Origin of the sequence: Sphingobacterium sp. UBA865, assembly GCF_002295765.1 — a bacterium.
GTDB lineage: Bacteria > Bacteroidota > Bacteroidia > Sphingobacteriales > Sphingobacteriaceae > Sphingobacterium > Sphingobacterium multivorum.
In genome coordinates, this window is the sequence record NZ_DBGB01000031.1 from 374,856 (window position 1) to 393,657 (window position 18,802).

The following is an 18,802-nucleotide window of genomic DNA, read 5'->3' on the forward strand; positions in this document are numbered from 1 at the left end:
GCCATAAGTAGGACCTACATGGATCCGCTTGATAGGATCTTCGTTGGTCCAGCGTTCAAATGTTTGTCGTTTGGAGATTGTTTAACCTGGGTTTTCGGGAATAGGGTCAGCCAGTTTTTGCCCGATCAATCTGGTGGTGAGCATAGCGGCCACGGTATCTCCAGTAGCATTGAGCATTGTTGCCAGGGGATCGACGAGGGTTGCTATGATCATAATGGAAGGGATCACCTCCGTTGGCATCTGATAAACCGATATGATCAGCATTTCTCCGATGTAGCCACCATTAGGAATACCTCCGGCTACGATGCTCACCAGTAACGTAATGCCAACCGCCATAATCAGATTGGCTGGATCAAAAAATTCCTTTCCGCTTAATAAAAGTGCGATATAGATTTTAAAGATACAGGCGATCGCGGATCCATGCTTGTGCAATGTTGTGCCTAGGGGAATGACGACACTAGCGACGCTGTCCGGGATTCCAATTTGCTTGGCTGCAAGTAAGTTGGCTGGCATGGTGGCGAGACTACTGCAGCTGCTCAATGCGGTCAAGGAAGGCAATATATTGTTTTGCCAGTAACGTTTAATTCCCTTTAGTCCGAATGCAAAAAAAGCGAATAAACTGAATACCGTGAAAAAATAGAAGATTCCAAAAAAGTAATATAGACCGATAGGTTTGGCATAAAAACCAAAAAGCTGAGGGCCTAATGTTCCAACCTGATAGGCAAAATATGCTCCCAAACCAATGGGCGCGAGGTTCATGACCATCACGAGCAGATTTCCCATCACAACATTGCCCGAGTTTATAAATTTACGGAAGGTCTCTGCAGATGCGCCTGATTTGCGCGTAGCAATGCCAACGAGGAACGAAAAGATGACAAAGGCCAGCATATTTTGTCGTGATAATAAACTTGAAAATTCGCTAACGGTTAAAAAGCGGACCATTTTTTCACCCCAAGAATCATGAACAACTGTTTCCATGATCTTGTTTGTTTGTTCAATAGGCAGTGGAGCATCTACTGGAAAGAGGTAAAGGAAGCAGATGCTTGACAGTCCGGCGACGACAATACCCAGTACAAATACGAACGACATCATGCCGATGATCCTTCCCAGTACACTGTCGCCATTGATATTCGCAACAGATGAGGATATGGCAAAAAACACCAATGGTATGACGCTGACAAAGAGGAGGTTTAGGAAAATGTCACCGATCGGTTTAAGATTGTTGACGATATGCGGAAAGAAGATGCCGATCAAACTTCCAATACTGATCCCAAGGAGTAGAAGTAAGATACTGCCGTAATTCTGCACAAAAGTTTTTGTAGCGTATTTCATAGGTGTATGATTAGTTATTTCAAAAGGAGTTCATTCACATGGAAGAACTGCTTAAATTGTCTTTGTATTTGGTCACATGGAGAATATCCAATGCTGTTGTATTGCTTGCGCTTGTTAGGTTTGGATATTTCATTAGGTTTTGTGAATGTTTCTTATTTAGATTGCTAAAATACTGTTTTTCTCGAATAGGTCTATTAAAACGAGCTGAATTTATGCGTGTTTGTTCATTTTTGTTTTACCTTGCTGAAAAAATCCGCTTTTGTCGACTGGACTTTTTTTATTGAAAGCATTTTTTTTATAGCGGTACCCATGCCTACTATACGCTCGGTATTGATATGCTTTTTCATTTGGAAGTCGATGTACTGGTCAATTGGTTGACATCACCTTTAGTCTACGCTGAAAGATGGTCGGGCTTGCTAAAACCGTGAGGATTTTGATACGGGCATTGGCTTTTTTATCTTTGGACAGTAGCAATGATATGCATCATGGGCAGGGAGTAGGCCATTCGTTTTGGCGTCGTTTCTTTGTTTGGACTCCATGTGTAAAAATTAGAACTTAACGTATTTGTATAAAAATGGAATTTGTAACGACAGGAGATGGTTCGAAAACTTTGTTTAATGCTGAAATAGGAGAATGTTATCATTCGAAACACGGTGCGGTACAGGAAAGTAGGCATGTTTTTATAAAAACGGGGCTTGACCACTATGTACAAACGACAGGAGCCGCCGACGTTGGTATCTTGGAGGTTGGCTTTGGTACCGGTTTGAATTTTCTACAAACAGCCGACTTTCTTAGGGATAAATCTTTTCAGGTGGAATACGTCGGAATTGAAGGATTTCCCCTGCCTTTGTCTACTATTGCTGCAACGGGCTATGATGCGACGGTACACCCAACTGTTTGGACAAGTTATTTGAATGCATACGAGCTGGCTTTGACGGGAAACGTGCAGATTAACGAACAATTAAAACTTCATATTGATCATACCTTGTTGATGAATTTTCAATCGGACCGCTTATTTGACGTCGTTTATTTTGATGCCTTTGCTGCTGTGCATCAGCCTGAGATGTGGAATGATGCTGCCTTGGGGCATATTGCACAGTTTCTTAAACCGGGTGGTGTTTTTGTGACTTATGCGATTACCGGGAACCTCAAACGCAGTATGAAAGCATTGGGATTTTCGATAGAAAAGGCTCCCGGAGCACCAGGGAAGCGAGAAATGCTTCGTGCCACAAAGTTGTAGCGGATGATTCTTTTATAATAGCATCGGAAAGAGTTAATCATACGGATCAACATACATGACGAAAGAAATAACTACATGACGATGCCACAGATTCATTGCTAAGCAGAGTGATACAAAGCTTACACAGGTTAAAAAGCTTACATTTAGGGAATTGGAAGAGTACGAATCTAAGGGAAATTTTGTTACCTAGTGGTAAGAAAAGGCCTGTTGCGAAAAAAAACGATCTATTTTCGTCCATGAGTAATGCTGTTAAATCCAATCGATTTTATTAGGCATTGTGATAACATCAGCTTTTGAGAGTTGCACATCTTAATTAATAAACGCACCGACTATTGCAGCTGGATGAAAGCTTTTGTTATTTAATAACAGATGTTTATGGCGATGAAATCCATAATATTCGATGTTCATACCAACAAGTACGGTTTTTGCATCTTTATAGTTTACATCAAATGATAGCTGTTCTAATTCAACCATTTTGGGTCCCGTATGCAGGTTGATGGGGATCTGGGGGCTATGGATATGAATATATTGTTGCTGCTCAAAGTTGAGCATGACAATAAAGAGGTTAAAGATGAGCAGGTCGCAATTTTTTGGCTGCCGTATGTCCTTTTGTTTATCAAATTTTGGAAACTGGATTGTAAGTTGCTTATTGTCCAATAATTGGATCTGTGGATCGAAATGCATAAAGTCCTGCATATGGCATTTTTCATTGAATTGAAAATTGACCAAACGGTTTATCTTATTGCTGCGTATAGATTTTTCTTTGGATATATGTCCGCTAGGGCCGTTCACTCGCTGCAACTGAGTTACTAAGCGATTGTGCATATTGCTATCATAAAAACCCATGTGTACTTCTGCCATCGTCCGTCGTATGTAAGCGCCAATCGCACTGCTCACTCCAAAGCTTACGGAGGCGGCTTTTGTCCCTTTGGTTTGTTTTGGTTTCCGTCCTACTTTCGTCTGGACAATTGTTTTTTCATTCGATTGTCGAAAGACCACGTTCCCAACTAAGCCTTTCAGAGTTCCATTTTCTATCGTTGCCATATTGTAAATATATGTATTTAAATAACTGAAAAACAAATAGTTGTTTGTTTTTAATAGATTTAAAATTGGGCTTTGCCTCTGATTTTAATTATGGCAATCGTTGTCAAAGGCCAATTATTAAACTCATAATGAAAACGTATTTCATTCGCTACGGAATGATATGTTTGATTTGGAATTCATTCCAATCTTCTTTGGAAAACATTCGTCATAGCGTCGGATTGCTAGCATACTGCAAGCACCATGAGTCCGTGGTGAGTCCGAGTGAAACCCGGAAATGAGGAGGTAACAGTATGGTCGGGGCATGCATCTATCTGCTTCCTGGTACGAATAAGGGCGGAAATTGCTTCGAAGTGACTCAAACGGATGGTCAAATCGGTTGGTTAACTCGGACTTCGTTCTGTTAATATATGCATATATATCTTTTAATTTTCAAAATGTATATTATAATATTCAATTTGTTTGGAATATAGATACAAATTATTTTATGCTTTTCTAAATTTTTGTTTAGAGTTTACATGTGCGATAACCTATTCTGTGCTCAGCACGCTGATGTAATTATCGATGTAGTGCAGTTTGTCTTTGGATTTATATTGTTGTATATAGCGTGGGTGGTCTAGGACGGTCATTTTTCCAAACAACTTTTCTTCTTTGTTGATCTTAGCGAGAAAGGTTGCATTTTTCTTTCCGAGCACAAAGACCTCCTCCGTCGCTAAGCCCATAGCGATGTGTTGTTTCAATGAATCAAGCATAAAAGGGCTGACCATGTCGAAAAGTGTTTTATCATCATAGTAGTTTGCATTGATCCAATTGTTGGGTTTCGTTTCTCGGATAATCGCCAGGGGAAAGGGTGAATTGATATAAAATTGTTTATAGAAAATATCGGGGCCACCATAGGCTTCAATCATATCGTACATAAACACTGAAGATATTTCATGCGTATGCGCAGAAAGCATCTCTATGCCACATGCACTGGCTAATCTTTTGGTATCCGTAAAAGGAACTCCCGTTACTCCTGCACCGTGTCTGCTTGGATTGATACCGATAATGAATTTTCTTGTTAGATTATCATTATAATATTTATGGTAGAACTGTTCCATCACGACCAATGTTTCGGGGTTGTCAAGGTAGGGGTTAATTACATTGAATGCTGGGGGAAGACTTCCCTGATAATGAAGATGTTTATTGAATAAAACTACTTTTTCCGCAAATGTTAGCATCGTTCGTGTGTTTAAAAACAAGATACGGTTTTTAAATAAGCAAAAAACAAAGCCGGGTGTCATCTGACATCCGGCTTTGTTTTTTAGTATCTTGAGTCAGGATTAGTGACCTTGCGTACCGTCTACACCATGCGAGTGTCCGTGAGACAACTCTTCTTCAGTAGCAGGACGTACAGTTAAGATTTCAATATCGAAATTTAATGTTTTACCAGCCATTGGGTGGTTTAAGTCAGCAACAACTACTTCTGGAGTAACCTCAGCTACGACAGCGCGGAATTGGTTTCCTTGATTGTCTTGTAAAGGCAATACTTCTCCTACTGGAGGTAAACCTGTTTCTTTGAACATATCTACTGGCAATTGTGCGAATGCTCTGTCGTCTTTTTGACCGTAAGCATCATCCGGTGCCAATTCAAATGAAATCTTATCACCAACGTTTAAGTCTGCGATGTTTTCTTCAAATTTAGGTAACATCATACCTACACCATATAAGAAATCTAAAGGTTGTTCTGCAGTTGTTTCTTCAACGAAAACTTTTTCACCGTTTTCTACTGTGTGAAGTCTGTACGTCAATGCTACGACGTCGTTTGCTTTTATAGCCATCTGATTTTGATTTTTGGAAGCCGAGGCTACCGTTTATTAAATATAATTTATTAACGCTTGTATTGAATCCTGTGGTAGACTGCAGGTCTTGTTTTTACAAAGATATGCTTTTGTCTCCTTTCCGACTCTATGTTCTAGCAATGGAAGATTTTCTTCCGTACCGCCAAGAACAATTTTGTTAGGAATATAATATTTGCCGAGTTCATTTTTGAAAGCCATCGCTTTATCCCCCGTCAATGCAATTTCATTGATTCCATATATTTCTTCTAGCAATAATATTGCCCAATTTGAATAGGCCGAACCATAAGTCTTGATTTGCGGGAATACATTCGCTAGCAATTGGTCTGTAATGGCGATGTAATTTTCATTGTCAAAAAGTAAACCTAATCGTTTCAATTGGCGAACCATTGTCGAGGAAGAGGACGGGATTACGTTATCCAAAATTTCGCTTTTCCGTGCGATAAGTTCCTCCGCCGCTGTCGACGTATAGTAGAATGTTTTTTGTGATCCATCGTAAAACAATGCAATGGCCTCATCGGCAAGCTGTCTTGCTTTTGTGAGCCAATTGAGGTCAAATGTCGCTTCATATAAGGCTATAAAGGCTTCAATAGTGAATGCATAGTCATCCAGGAAGCCTGCGATCGCTCTGTTGTTATCTTTTGGTTGGTGCAATAACTGGAGGTCGTCTTGAATAAGGTGTGTACAGATAAACTGGGCATTGTTTAAAGCGAGTTCGAGAAAATGGCTGTTCCCAAGACTGTGATAAGCATCTATTAGTCCTTTTAGAAATAAAGCATTCCAGGTGGTCAGCTGCTTATGGTCGAGTCCCGGACGGATCCGTTGTTCACGATAGTTGTATAATTTTTTCTTTGAAATTTTTAGAAAATCTGCCCATTCGTCAGCTGACATATTGACCTTTGTTGCTAACTGGTCTGCATTAATGGCGCAAATAGGAATGTTGGTTTTCTGCTCCTCCCAGTTGCCGACTTCGGTTATGTTAAAATATTGCCCGAGTAGGGGGGCATCATCGCCCAATACCTCGTCAAATTCAGCTTTGGAGAAGGAATAGTATTTCCCTTCAATGCCCTCGCTATCGGCATCTAAAGCGCTATAGAAACCATGGTTTGGAGCAAGCATTTCACGCTCGGCCCAAGTAATCGTTTCTTCGATAATCCGTTTATAGAATGGATCCCGACTTTGTTGATAAGCTTCGGCATACAGGGACAGTAGCTGGCCATTGTCATAAAGCATTTTTTCGAAGTGGGGAATATGCCAATAATGGTCCACCGAATAGCGGGCAAAGCCACCTCCGATCTGGTCATATATACCACCAGATGCTATCTTTTTTAATGTAAAATGGACATGATCTAAGATCTCCCGATCGTCGGCAAGTACGCCATATTTTAGGAAGAATAACCAATTGTTTGGTAGCGGAAATTTGGGCGCTCTTTGATAACCACCTTCTTTTTTATCGAACATCTCGGTCCAAGGGGCAACAATTTCATTTAAATTTTCAATCGTGTATTGATCGGGGATGGGATGGATGGGGAGTTTCTCGGCCCGTTGAATGCCATTGTTTAGCTTTTCGGCATAGTCAAACGCGACTTCGGGTTTCTCCGCCCACATTTGTGCAATTTGCAATAAGATATTCTGCCAGTCGTGCGGTTTGAAATAGGTACCACCGTAAATAGGTCTCCCATCGGGCAGGCAGATACAATTCAATGGCCAGCCCCCGGCATTGGTCATCAGTTGCACCGCAAGCATATACACTTGATCAATATCGGGGCGTTCTTCGCGGTCAATTTTGATCGATACGAAAAACGTATTCATGGTTTGGGCGATGGCTGAGTTTTCAAAACTTTCACGCTCCATCACATGGCACCAATGGCAAGCCGAGTAGCCAATGCTTACGATGATCAGTTTATTTTCGTCTTTTGCTTTTTTTAAAGCTTCCGGCCCCCAGGGCATCCAATCTACTGGATTGTGTGCGTGCTGTTTAAGGTAGGGTGAATTTTCAAATTGCAATTGATTCGCCATAGGACGAAGGTAGTGAAAAAGTAATAACTAAGGAGTCCGACTCAAAGATAATATACGGAGACTACGGTGTAGCGTTTTTTTTAATTTCTACGTCGTGTTTAAAGTAAGCTCATTAGCTTGAAAATTAATTAGATGTTATAAAATGTCCGATGAATTTGATTATTTTTACATGCATTTATTATTAGCTTTACCGAAGTCCTATGTCAAATGACGTTGACCTGCTTAAGAAGATAGTCCAAAAAGATCGCGATGCTTTTGAAGCTATTTATAAGAGCCATTTCCGTAAATTGTATAGCTTATCTTTTCGGTACGTGCGTGAGGAGGCCATCGCTGAAGAGCTCACCAACGACGTATTTATGATGTTATGGGAAAATGCAGGCAAGTTGGCTATTAGTCAATCACTGGGAGCTTACCTATCTCGTAGCGTTATCAACCTTTCGCTTACCTACCTCAAAAAGAATCAACGTTTATTGGAACGGAATAACGATTATAGCAAGGAATTGGATCTGACCGATGATGAAGATGAAACTGATCGTGCCGCACTTTACGAATCCAAGTTGTTGATGATCGAAAGTATACTGGAAGGACTGCCGCCGCAGTGTCGAAAAATCGTTCTTATGAGTAAGTACGATAAGATGAAACAACAGGAAATCGCAGATCAATTGGGAATCTCCATAAAAACGGTTAAAAATCATCTGACCATTGCCTACGATAAAATTCGGGTCGCTTTGGCCAAGCAAAAAACTTTTCTGTTGCTTCTCATTGGCTTTTTATTTTTTTCATTAGGACTTTTTGTCCAGTTTATTATCTTATAGTTATGGAAGAAAACAATACTTCAAGATTTATTCCTTATGACTTGATTCAGAAAGAGCTGGATGGGACTATTTCCGAAAGGGAAGGAGTGTTGCTTGGGCGTTGGATTTCGGAGGATGTGGAGAACCACGAGCTATACCAGGAAGTTAGAAGTATAGCTGACGACCTTATAGTACTGGAACGCTATAAAAAAGTAGATACTGGTAGCCAATGGGAAAAATTTAAAAATCAGTTGGATAAAACAGGGGATCATCAAAAACCGGAGATCGCGACAGCGGTACGAACAATCTGGAAACCCTGGATGAAATTTGTGGCTGCAGCCGTATTGTTCGTGGTCGGTTTTGCCGCTTACCTGAACTTTGACCGTTGGATGGGCAATGAAATCCGATTATATGGATCAGTAGCTCAGCAGCCTACCCTACTTCCCGATGGTTCGATCATCACACTACAGGCCGGAGCTGAAGCGATGTTCAACAAAAGGACATTTCCACAGCAAAGAACTGTCGAGCTCAAAAAGGGAAAAGCGCTATTCGATGTCAAACATCAAACAGGAAGCTCCTTTGTGGTTGATCTTGAACATAATTATGTACGTGATATCGGCACTACCTTTGAAGTCAACCTACTAAAAGATGATGTCGAAGTACTTGTTAAGGAGGGGATAGTGGCTTTAAGCAGTGGAAAAGGAGACCATGCGGAAGAGCTTGTTTTACAGAAAAATCAAAAGGGCCTTTATAAAAGACAAACAGCGTCTTTATCTAAAATTGATCTGTCGGTAGACAATGATACTGACGTAGCGCAAAAGCTGAGCTACTCAAATGTTCGGTTGGATAGTATCTGCTCAGATTTGGAAAAGCACTTTCGGGCGAATATAACTGTCGTTGGAGATAGTTTAAAAGCACGGAAGCTCAGCATGTATTTTGATGGGCAGACGCTCAATGAGATCGTTCAGATTCTTTCCAAAACCTTAAACGTGAAATGGAAAACTGGTAAAAAGGGATATAGTATCTACGAATAGACTCTTCGCGTTGCTGATATGAAAGATAGGATCCTGTATCGTCTGCTCTTTTTCTGCTGGTTAGTTATGGTTGTATGTTCGAAAGCCATGGGACAGAGCTCCCCTGCTGAATTACGGATCTCAATTGACACGCACAACAAACAGATCATTCAGATACTTACCGAAATTCATAAAACATACGATATATCCATGTCCTATGATGAGCAGATTTTTAACAAGGACATCATCTATAGTCGTTCGTTCGACAAGTCCAGTTTGGAAGAAGTCCTTAATTATTTGCTGAAAGATTCCAATGTTGGATTTACAATTATCAATAGAGCGCTGATCTTCTATGAGGAAGATAAAACTTTTACCATAAAAGGACGTGTGGTGGACAGTCTGAGCGGTGAAAACCTGATTGGTGCCACTTTGTTGATCGCGGAGAAAAACAAAAGTAGTTTAAGTAATAAATATGGGTTTTACTCACTGACATTACCACGGGGCGAATACAGTTGTTATGTAAGTTATCTGGGCTATAAAACAAGGGCAGTCTCTTTAAATGCTGCGTTAGAAAATAATTACCTGGTCATTAAGCTTGCTCCGGTAGATTTCAACTTGAGTGAGGTGGTGGTTAATGTTGATTCTTCTTTGACAGCGCAGCACATGGGAAGTTTTACAGATAAGATCAATTGGACCCAAACACGAAGAAATGCATTTTATAAAGGCGAGGCTGATATCATGAAGGTATTACAGATGCAAAATGGGATTAACGGATTAACAGAAGGTGGCAGTAATCTTTTTGTAAGGGGAAGCGGTAAAGACCAGAATCTTATTTTGCTTGATGAAGCCGTTGTTTATAATCCATCGCATCTATTCGGTTTAACCTCGGTGTTTAATTCGGATATCTTGAAGAATACACAGCTTTATAAGGATGCTATCCCTGCAAATTTAGGGGGACGTCTTTCTTCCATTATGGATATGAGTACCAGAGACGGCGATGCCAATGCTTTTCATGTTTTTGGTGGATCAAGTTTATTGATTGCCCGGGTTGGTGCTGAGGGGCCATTTATACAAAAAGGAAAAGGTGCTTTCATTGCCACTGCACGGGGAAGTATATTAAATGCTTTTAATACAGATTATCGGCTGTTTAATGTCAAAGGTAAGTACAGTGACTATAACGTGAAGTTCAACTATACTTTTGACGAGAAAAATCGGGTTTACCTTTCGGGTTACTACGGGCAAGATAAAGTTATTTCACCGAATAAGAATACCAATCGTTGGGGTAATTGGACTTCTACTTTGCGGTGGAACCATGTGCATAGTGACCGACTATTTATGAACCTTTCGGCTATATTCAGTGATTATCATAATAAATTGGATGTGAGCAAACCTGAATCGAGTGACAATCAGATCTGGTTGACACGGATACGCGACTTTAGTTTGAAATCCGATTTTACGTATTTTATGGGATTGGATCGCACCTTGGATTTTGGTCTCCAGGGAACCTTACATCGTTTTAATCCCGGGGAGATATCGCCGGTAAATTCAAATACGGAGGATAATATCTTTAGGGCCCAGGCCTATGATTATACGGGTTATGTTTCTTTTAACTGGAAGATTGATTCCGCCTTCCGGATTGTTGCGGGAATGCGGGCGAATGCCTTTTTTAATGCCTCCTTTGGACGCTATTATTTATTGGATGGCAGCTCGTATAGGCCCCTGTCGAACGATGCCGACAAGAAAAAGTCGTATTATGGTTTAGAGCCACGCCTGTCTTTGCAATATAAAATGGGCAATGATTACGCTTTCAGACTGGCTTATAATCGGAGCTATCAGTATTTGCAGTTATTACAGAACGATGAACTTGCTTTTTCCTCGTTGGAAGCATGGGTACCGGCGGGATTAAATATTAAACCACAATATGTTGACGCGATTTCTTTTCGTATCAACAGATTATTTTATCGTGGAAATATCGGACTGGAAGGGTATTGGAAGAGAATGGGCAATCAGGTCGAATTGATCGATCATGCGCAGCTTATACTCAACCCATTTATCGAAACACAATTGCGCCAAGGAAAGGGGCGTGCCTATGGACTAGAATTATCCGTCAATCAGCGTATCGGTGAGTTTTCGGGCAGTATTTTCTATAGCTGGTCCAGATCTTTTCGGAAGATCAACGGCATCAATAAAGGAAAAGAGTATGCCGCCAATTTCGATATTCCACATGTGCTTAAGAGCAACTTGTCCTACGATTTGGGGAGGTCGGTGCATCTCAGTGCTTTTTATACGATTCATACAGGGAGACCTTTAACCTATCCAATAGGATTTATGGAATATGAGGGGATATATGTTCCAGTGTATTCAAGCCGTAATTCCCATCGCATGCCTACGTTTAGTCGTTTTGATCTAAATTGCTCGGTAGATTTGGAAACGATAAGGCAGCGAGAGCGAGGGAGAAGACACACCTTGAATTTTGGATTATATAATATATTTGATCAGCGCAATCCACTTTATTATAGTTTCTCCGAAGATAGCAATGGGAATTTGGCAATTCAGAAAACATCCTTTTCCGGGCGGGTTCCCTCAATTAGTTACACCATGAGATTTTGATTGATATGAGATTCTTATTGATTATAGTTGCTTGTTTTTTAGTGGTTTCCTGTCAGAAGTCAGCTGTAGACGAGGGGCAATCGTACGATATGATTGTTGAAGGCGGGATTAATACAATGTACAAAGAGCAGTATATCCAATTAAAGAAATTGGATGGGCTAAAGTCTAATTCAGGGACTATTGGGATTAGCGGAGCCACCGTCCGGGTAACCAATGGTCCCAATACGATTGAATTCAATGATTTGGGTGAAGGGCTTTACTATGGGGAGCTGTTCAACCTCAAGGACACCGTAGGAAATGTATTTCAGCTTACGATTACTTTGAATGGGAAATCATATGAAGCACAGGATCAATTGATACCCGTGATACCGATTGAAAATGCCTTTCTGCCGGTAGAAAAAAATAACTTGAATGGCAAATGGGGGGTAAAAGTCAGTAAACATCTGTTCGGGATGCGAACTTCTAATAAATGGCTTATTATGCCGCAAAAGGATTTTTCCGAAGACGATATCTCTTCTTTTCGATCTCCTTTTAGTTATAGTTATCGTTTGGGCGCGCCCAACGTACTGAACAACTTACTTGGGAAGACCTACAACTATGAAGTATCGTTGAAGGATAGTTTAATCGTCTCTAAGTTTTCTGAATCGCCACGTTACTCCCGTTTTATTTATAATCTATTTCAGGAGACGGAATGGAAAGGTTTATTGTCTGCAGTACCTGCTAATGTCGAAGGTAATATTTCGAATAATGCCCTTGGTTTTTTTTATGTGATGGACGGTGTGCGTAAATCTATTCCAATAAAGGACATTAGAACCGGTAAATAGTGTCAGAGGAAAGGATTTCACGGCGTATTTATTAATGAATCATCCCAGGTGGTCACAGGCATTGTTATTATTCAAAGCAAATATTTACACATATTATATACACATGAACACTGCACATTATAAAACAGATAGATTATTGCTATTGCTATTTTTTTGGCTAAGTCTTGCCCTAAAACCAGTACACGCAGAAGTACTACCAAGTTACGTTATTCCACTTAAAGATGCCAATAACAAACAAAAAACAATGCTTGTATTTATTACGGGTGATGGCGGTTATAATGATTTTAGTAAAAGCCTGTTAGCTTACTTTTCGCTCGATGGATATCCTCGTTTGGTCATCGATGCAAAAAAATATTTCTGGAAAAAGAAAACACCACAAGAAGCGGGCAGGGAATTCGAACGATATATTGACCATTTCAGAAAAGAATGGGACTGTGACCAGATTTATTTGATAGGACATTCATTTTCTGCCGGAGTGTTGCCCTTTGTCCTGAATAATTTTTCGGATCCATTGAAAAAAGCTATCCGGCATGTTACCTATTTATCACCCGATCAGTATGCGAGCTTTGAGGTGACCGTATCGACAATGCTCAACTGGAAACAGAAAGCCAATGGCTATGAGGTACTTGCTGAAGTGTTGAAGCTAAAGCAAATCCCTTCGACTTATGTTTTTTGTAAAGAGGGCGAAGAAGATCTCGTGAAAATGTTTCGTAATGCGGGATTAAAGGTCGATGTATTGGCTGGACCGCATAATTATAATCGTGATTTTAAGACGATTTATAATACTGTGCGATTAAGATAGCAATCGCACTAGGACTTTTTTATAAAAACCTTGTCATCCTACTGAATTTAGATGCAAGGTTTTTTTATGCAATATCGTTTCTTATTGGTTTTACTGTTCTTTACTTCTCGACTATTTGGACAAGGAGCTTCATTAACAGGAATTGTCCTCGATGCCTCATCAGCAAAACCCATTCAAGGTGTTACTGTAACGCTTTCCCACACGGCCAGATCTGTAGCAACAAATAAAGAGGGGCATTTTCAACTATCATCCGTGCCTGACAACTGGGAATTATTATTTAGTGCCGTTGGCTATAAAAAACAGGTATTTCCGATGAGTGTCGCCCAGGGCAAGAAGATTCTTATTATCCGTTTGGAAGATGAACAACAAAGTCTTGATGAAGTTGTCGTGAATGCGCCTAAAAAGAGGAAATACACGAATAAACATAATCCAACAGTCGATTTAATCCGTAAAGTAATTGAAAAAAGAGACGAAAATAATGCCCTAAATGGGGCAGCGGGTAGCTATCAGGAATATGAGAAGCTATCGATGTCCCTGTCTATCCAAAATCAAAAGGTGGATAAATCCCGCTTACTCAAACGTTTCGGATTCTTGAAAAAGGGGATGGATACGCTAAAGTATCCCGGGAGATCGCTGGTACCCATATTCATGGATGAAAAAATCGGTCAGCGAAAATTGGATGCCGTTAAAGGTAATAACTTTATTTTACTGGGGGAGAATCAGTCGCGCGTAGATCAGTACCTGGATGAAGACGGTATTGATGAGTATCTGGATAAAATCTATGGCGAAACAAATATCTATGATACGGATGTCTCTATTGGGAATAGACGGTTTTTGAGCCCTATAGCGACGTTGGCACCTTCGTTTTATAAATATTACCTGGTTGACACTTTGAAAGATAGTAAACCTTGGCATGCCAAAATACGCGTAGAGCCACGCAATAGGGAGGATGCGCTTTTTTCAGGCTTCATCTATATCCGCTTAGATGGGAGTTATGCCTTAGATCAAGCGGAGCTGACCATCAACGAAGCGACCAATATCAATTGGGTGAAGGGGTTAAATATTGTTTTGAATTATTCGGAAAATCAAGCACATCGTCTTTTTCTGAGTAGGGGAGTCCTGACGATAGACATGGGGATTTTTAAGGATGGTATGGGTTTGTTTGGGGAGAAAGTGACCAGCAGGTCACCTTCCAGTGAAACACAGCTTGCTGTTAATGGTAAAGCTTTGACACGAACAGGACCACAGAATCCGAATGGAATTGACTGGAATCTTGCGAGACCTGAGAAACTGAGTAAGCTGGAGGCGCAGGCCTTTACGAATATCGATAGTTTAAAACAATCAAAATCTTTCAAAAACCTGATGGCATTGGGCTCCTTTATCATGTCGGGGTATTATGGCCGCGGTGTTATCGAAATAGGGCCAGTACCTTCATTCTATAGTTTTAACCCTGTCGAAGGAAGCCGATTTAAATTTGGGGGCAACACGACGGATATTTTTAGCAAGACATTGGTCCTGGATGGTTATGGTGCCTATGGTACGAATGATAGGCAATGGAAATATAATATGGGGGCTACTTACTCCCTTAACGGTGCATCGGTATACAAATTTCCGGTAAAGTTAGTCTCCGCTAAGGTTAGTAAAGAGGTGCAGGTGCCGGGCCAGGATCTCAATTTTATTGACAATGACAATTTTTTGCTTTCATTCAGAAGAGGGGAAAATGACAAAATGTTTTATCTACAGCGGAGGCAGATCGAATATTGGCAGGAGTTTGAAAACCATTTATCCTTTAAAGTGGGGTTCTTCAATCAAATCCTTAGCCCGGGTGGTATCTTAACGTATGACCGTCGCGCTTTTAGAAGAAGTAACGGCAATGAGCTGTGGACTTCTGCTTTCACCGGAGAGATTCGCTGGGCTCCACATGAGAAATTATACCAGGGAAAACGTTATCGACGTATCATCAATACGGGCCAACCAATTTTTACCTTAGCCGCACAGGTTGGTGTGAAAGGTTTATTGGGTGGAGATTATAACTACCAACGTTTCATATTAAATGCCAATAAGCGATTTTTTGCGTCTCAATTTGGTTTTGCCGATATCGTATTTGAATCGGGTATCCAATTTGGAAAGGTTCCTTATCCGCTGATGATTATTCATCGGGCAAATCAAACGTATTCGTACCAGCTCAACTCCTACAATTTGATGAATTCGATGGAATTTATGAGCGATAAATATACATCACTATTGCTTCAACATTCATTTAATGGTTTTTTTCTGAATAAAGTTCCGCTTTTAAAAAAACTGGATCTCCGGGAGATTGCCTCTGTAAAGATGTTGTATGGCGCTGTTGATGCCTCCAACAGATACACAAAAAATTTTGATGAATTGCCCAAGGATCCGCGCGAACCGCAGCTGTTCTCGCTTAATAATGGGGCCTATATAGAAGGTAGTGTTGGGCTGAGTAATATCTTTAAAATTTTACGGGTCGATCTGGTTCGCCGTTTTACGTACCTGGATAATCCGGGGGTATCTCCATGGGGTGTGCGGGCAAAGATCGGTATTGATTTTTGATGCTTGAAAAAAGACAAATTGGATTGGGACTATTTTGAGGAAATGATGTCATTAGTAAAAGTGGTTTAGAAAAACGAAATAATTGGGTTTGTCAATTCGAGAGGTAATTATGCTGATGAAAAACAAGATGTTGATCTGGAAATCCTTGTTGGGCCTATTGGTCATTTTGGGTGCTGTATATTTTTTTGCAAATCAAAGACAGGAGCTAGCATCGTCGGTAGGGCTTATCCAGTCAAGCTCGTTATTTTGGGTGGCAATCGGGATTGTGGTTTCTTTGGCTTATATCGCCATGCAAGGTTTGGTCTATGTCTATAGTTTTAAGTCTTTGCAACAAAAACTATCACTGGGTGGGGCTACCCGCCTATTTCTAAAAAGAAACTTTATCAGTGTCTTTCTTCCGGTAGGTGGATTTACCTCACTGGCTTTCTTTAAGAAAGAGGTCAATCAGGAGGGAATTGATGATGCAAACGCCAATCTTTCTTCTGTTATCTATGCCGTCATTAGTTTAGTGTCCTTATTTATCCTCTGTCTTTTTGTTTTTCTGTTTGTTGGAATCGCAGGTCTTGATATGCAAATCATCGGGATTATGCTTGTTTTTAGCGCCCTACTGCTGGGATTTGGCTGGTACTGCAGCTCATTTTACCGTGGTGGCCGAGCATACAATTTTACAATACGTCATTTCCCTTTTGTTGCAGGTACCTGGGATGAACTCCATAAAAAAGGCGTAGATTTTTGGGCTGTATTGCAAAGTCTACTTTGGGCAACAGCCATTGAGCTTGTCGGGATTTTGCATATCTATATTGCTATGCTTGCTTTAGGTTTTGAAACATCGTTATTGGCTTGTACGGTAACCTATGCAGTCGGAACCTTGGTCTATTGTTTTTCACCGTTGATGAAGGGGGTTGGACTTATCGAGGTGTCAATGGTTGTCATTCTGTGTAAGTTTGGCTACAGCGAAGAACAGGCGATTTCTATATCCCTTTTATATCGTTTATTTGAGTTTTGGGGACCGTTGGCATTGGGTGGAATTAGTTTCTTCGTGAATAAAAACAACATCTTTGTTCGGATACTTCCATCTGTTTTTATTTTTGTGATGGGCCTTATTAATATCATCTCGGTCTTGACGCCGGCTATCCATAGCCGTATAACGGCATTAAAGCAATTTATATCTTATGATGCATTAAATTTTTCAAATGCAGCGGTACTTTTCTTCGGTATATTGTTGGTGATGTGTTCGGGCTTTTTGTTGAAGGGACTACGTATGGCTTGGTATGTTGCGGTTGCGTTATGTTCACTTTCTATTATTGCCAATCTTTCCAAAGGGTTGGATTTTGAAGAAGCCTGGTTTGCTTTTTTGGTGTTGCTGATGTTACTCTATTCATCGAAACATTACTTTGTGCAAAGTAACAGAAGGCTAAGCTCTTTAAATCTCAGCTTGGTTTTGTGGCTTATTGGGGTTGTGCTTCTGTATGGGATTACGGGCTTTTATTTCTTGAATGCGAAGCATTTTAATACGGACTTCACCATTGTAAATGCAGTGAGCAATACATTACACGGTTTTGTACTGCTCAATGGTGATTTCGCAGAGCCGCAGACAGCCATAGGACAATACTTTTTGTATTCTATCAATTTTTTTAGTGTGATCAGTCTTTCCGCATTATTCTACTGGATGGTCAACCCATGTCAGTTAGCGGAGGAAGAGGTGGATGGACAGATGGAAATCGCGCAGCGCATTTTGGAGCGTTATGGTAAATCACCTGTCGATTACTTTAAGACCTATGGCGATAAAGATCTTTTCTTTAACAAGGAGCTGACAGGCTTTATTGCGTATAAAAAATGTTATGGTTTTGCGATGGTGCTCGAAGGTCCCGTTTGTGAAGATACTGAAGATGCCATGAAAGAACTGATAAATGCATTTGAACACTATTGTCGCAAATCGAGTTTAAAAACAGCTTATTACCGCGTTGACGGTAGACATTTGGGGGTTTTTAAGCAGTTGGGCAAAAAATCTTTTCTGATTGGAGAAGAGGCCATTGTCAATGTCGATAATTTTTCGCTGGAAGGAAAGAAACGCAAATCACTCCGGAATGCGGTGAATAGCATTGAAAAGAAAGGCTTTGTTTCGAATTTATATCGCGCGCCGTTATCCAATGGTTTGCTTCAGAAATTACAGGTTGTGTCGGATCATTGGTTAAGAGACATGAAGCGTTCAGAACGTGTTTTTTCTCAGGGCATGTTTGACGTTGGTAAGATTAAAAATAGCCATGTAATTACTTTGGAGGATAACGAAGGGCGCATTTTGGCCTTTTTGAATATCATTCCCAATTATGCTCCGGACGAGGCGACGTATGATCTTATCCGGAAATTGCAAGATGCACCAGGCGGAAATATGGATGTATTGATTATCCGTTTTTTAGAATATTGCAAAGAGGAAGGTTATTCTTTTCTCAATATGGGACTGGCTCCTTTTTCAGGATTTGACAAGAAAAAAGGGCTCGTTGAACGTTTGATCAGTTTTTTATATGAAAATAATCCTTACTTCCGTCAACCAAAGGGCTTAAAAGAATTTAAGGAAAAATTTGATCCCTGCTGGGTCGAGAAATTTGTGGTGTATTCACATGATTTGGATTTGATTTCAGTGCCTTTGGTGATTGATAAGGCAATGAAATCAAATGCCGGTAAGTGATCAGCAGATATTAGCTGGAAATAAGTTTGTTC

The 18,802-nt window shown here is 40.4% G+C and carries 13 protein-coding genes; 8 read left to right on the forward strand and 5 right to left on the reverse strand.

The window, feature by feature from the left end:
• Positions 1–81: 81 nt before the first annotated feature.
• Positions 82–1,332 carry a dicarboxylate/amino acid:cation symporter gene (locus B2O97_RS17640; protein ID WP_070560724.1) on the reverse strand — a complete coding sequence of 417 codons (1,251 nt, stop codon included), beginning with the start codon at positions 1,330–1,332 and terminating at the stop codon, positions 82–84.
• Between the two features lie 574 nt (positions 1,333–1,906).
• On the opposite strand from B2O97_RS17640, the gene mnmD reads away from it, so the two are divergent.
• Positions 1,907–2,572 (forward strand): tRNA (5-methylaminomethyl-2-thiouridine)(34)-methyltransferase MnmD, encoded by a 666-nt coding sequence (gene mnmD, locus B2O97_RS17645; protein WP_070560722.1) that lies wholly within the window; start codon positions 1,907–1,909, stop codon positions 2,570–2,572.
• 309 nt (positions 2,573–2,881) lie between these two features.
• Here mnmD and B2O97_RS17650 read toward each other — a convergent pair whose 3' ends face one another.
• The 4 genes from B2O97_RS17650 to B2O97_RS17665 all read right to left on the reverse strand — a co-directional run bounded on the left by B2O97_RS17650 (position 2,882) and on the right by B2O97_RS17665 (position 7,470).
• The gene (locus B2O97_RS17650; protein ID WP_070560720.1) at positions 2,882–3,616 is read right to left on the reverse strand and encodes a hypothetical protein; all 735 of its coding nucleotides are present in this window, start codon (positions 3,614–3,616) and stop codon (positions 2,882–2,884) included.
• 527 nt (positions 3,617–4,143) lie between these two features.
• Positions 4,144–4,833: an SMUG2 DNA glycosylase family protein gene (locus B2O97_RS17655; protein ID WP_286767787.1), complete on the reverse strand. Its 690-nt coding sequence runs from the start codon at positions 4,831–4,833 to the stop codon at positions 4,144–4,146.
• 102 nt (positions 4,834–4,935) lie between these two features.
• Positions 4,936–5,433 carry an FKBP-type peptidyl-prolyl cis-trans isomerase gene (locus B2O97_RS17660; RefSeq protein WP_046672788.1) on the reverse strand — a complete coding sequence of 166 codons (498 nt, stop codon included), beginning with the start codon at positions 5,431–5,433 and terminating at the stop codon, positions 4,936–4,938.
• 36 nt (positions 5,434–5,469) lie between these two features.
• Positions 5,470–7,470, reverse strand: coding sequence for a thioredoxin domain-containing protein (locus B2O97_RS17665; RefSeq protein WP_159333432.1), 2,001 nt, complete (start codon positions 7,468–7,470; stop codon positions 5,470–5,472).
• A gap of 200 nt (positions 7,471–7,670) precedes the next feature.
• Between B2O97_RS17665 and B2O97_RS17670 the strand changes: the two genes are divergently transcribed.
• The 7 genes from B2O97_RS17670 to B2O97_RS17700 all read left to right on the forward strand — a co-directional run bounded on the left by B2O97_RS17670 (position 7,671) and on the right by B2O97_RS17700 (position 18,770).
• Positions 7,671–8,285 (forward strand): RNA polymerase sigma factor, encoded by a 615-nt coding sequence (locus tag B2O97_RS17670; protein ID WP_112374885.1) that lies wholly within the window; start codon positions 7,671–7,673, stop codon positions 8,283–8,285.
• A 2-nt stretch (positions 8,286–8,287) separates the two neighbouring features.
• Complete coding sequence (locus B2O97_RS17675; protein WP_070561264.1) at positions 8,288–9,298, forward strand: FecR family protein; 1,011 nt, start codon at positions 8,288–8,290, stop codon at positions 9,296–9,298.
• A gap of 18 nt (positions 9,299–9,316) precedes the next feature.
• Complete coding sequence (locus B2O97_RS17680; RefSeq protein WP_159333431.1) at positions 9,317–11,887, forward strand: TonB-dependent receptor; 2,571 nt, start codon at positions 9,317–9,319, stop codon at positions 11,885–11,887.
• 5 nt (positions 11,888–11,892) lie between these two features.
• A complete protein-coding gene (locus B2O97_RS17685) occupies positions 11,893–12,711 on the forward strand; it encodes a DUF4249 family protein (protein ID WP_046672782.1) in 819 nt (272 codons plus the stop codon).
• A gap of 103 nt (positions 12,712–12,814) precedes the next feature.
• On the forward strand, positions 12,815–13,513 hold the full coding sequence (locus tag B2O97_RS17690) for an AcvB/VirJ family lysyl-phosphatidylglycerol hydrolase (RefSeq protein ID WP_159333430.1): 699 nt from the start codon (positions 12,815–12,817) through the stop codon (positions 13,511–13,513).
• Between the two features lie 51 nt (positions 13,514–13,564).
• Positions 13,565–16,084, forward strand: a complete 2,520-nt coding sequence (locus B2O97_RS17695) for a DUF5686 and carboxypeptidase-like regulatory domain-containing protein (RefSeq protein WP_159333429.1) — start codon at positions 13,565–13,567, stop codon at positions 16,082–16,084.
• A gap of 115 nt (positions 16,085–16,199) precedes the next feature.
• Positions 16,200–18,770, forward strand: a complete 2,571-nt coding sequence (locus B2O97_RS17700) for a flippase-like domain-containing protein (RefSeq protein WP_286767788.1) — start codon at positions 16,200–16,202, stop codon at positions 18,768–18,770.
• Positions 18,771–18,802 lie beyond the last annotated feature (32 nt).

Bases quoted from the DNA above. Each gene is read 5' to 3' on its own strand.
- B2O97_RS17650 (WP_070560720.1), bottom strand. From the start codon at position 3,616: ATGGCAACGATAGAAAATGGAACTCTGAAAGGCTTAGTTGGGAACGTG.
- B2O97_RS17670 (WP_112374885.1), top strand. From the start codon at position 7,671: ATGTCAAATGACGTTGACCTGCTTAAGAAGATAGTCCAAAAAGATCGC.
- B2O97_RS17695 (WP_159333429.1), top strand. From the start codon at position 13,565: ATGCAAGGTTTTTTTATGCAATATCGTTTCTTATTGGTTTTACTGTTC.
- B2O97_RS17680 (WP_159333431.1), top strand. From the start codon at position 9,317: ATGAAAGATAGGATCCTGTATCGTCTGCTCTTTTTCTGCTGGTTAGTT.
- B2O97_RS17660 (WP_046672788.1), bottom strand. From the start codon at position 5,433: ATGGCTATAAAAGCAAACGACGTCGTAGCATTGACGTACAGACTTCAC.
- B2O97_RS17665 (WP_159333432.1), bottom strand. From the start codon at position 7,470: ATGGCGAATCAATTGCAATTTGAAAATTCACCCTACCTTAAACAGCAC.
- B2O97_RS17690 (WP_159333430.1), top strand. From the start codon at position 12,815: ATGAACACTGCACATTATAAAACAGATAGATTATTGCTATTGCTATTT.
- mnmD (WP_070560722.1), top strand. From the start codon at position 1,907: ATGGAATTTGTAACGACAGGAGATGGTTCGAAAACTTTGTTTAATGCT.
- B2O97_RS17655 (WP_286767787.1), bottom strand. From the start codon at position 4,833: ATGCTAACATTTGCGGAAAAAGTAGTTTTATTCAATAAACATCTTCAT.
- B2O97_RS17640 (WP_070560724.1), bottom strand. From the start codon at position 1,332: ATGAAATACGCTACAAAAACTTTTGTGCAGAATTACGGCAGTATCTTA.
- B2O97_RS17675 (WP_070561264.1), top strand. From the start codon at position 8,288: ATGGAAGAAAACAATACTTCAAGATTTATTCCTTATGACTTGATTCAG.
- B2O97_RS17685 (WP_046672782.1), top strand. From the start codon at position 11,893: ATGAGATTCTTATTGATTATAGTTGCTTGTTTTTTAGTGGTTTCCTGT.
- B2O97_RS17700 (WP_286767788.1), top strand. From the start codon at position 16,200: ATGAAAAACAAGATGTTGATCTGGAAATCCTTGTTGGGCCTATTGGTC.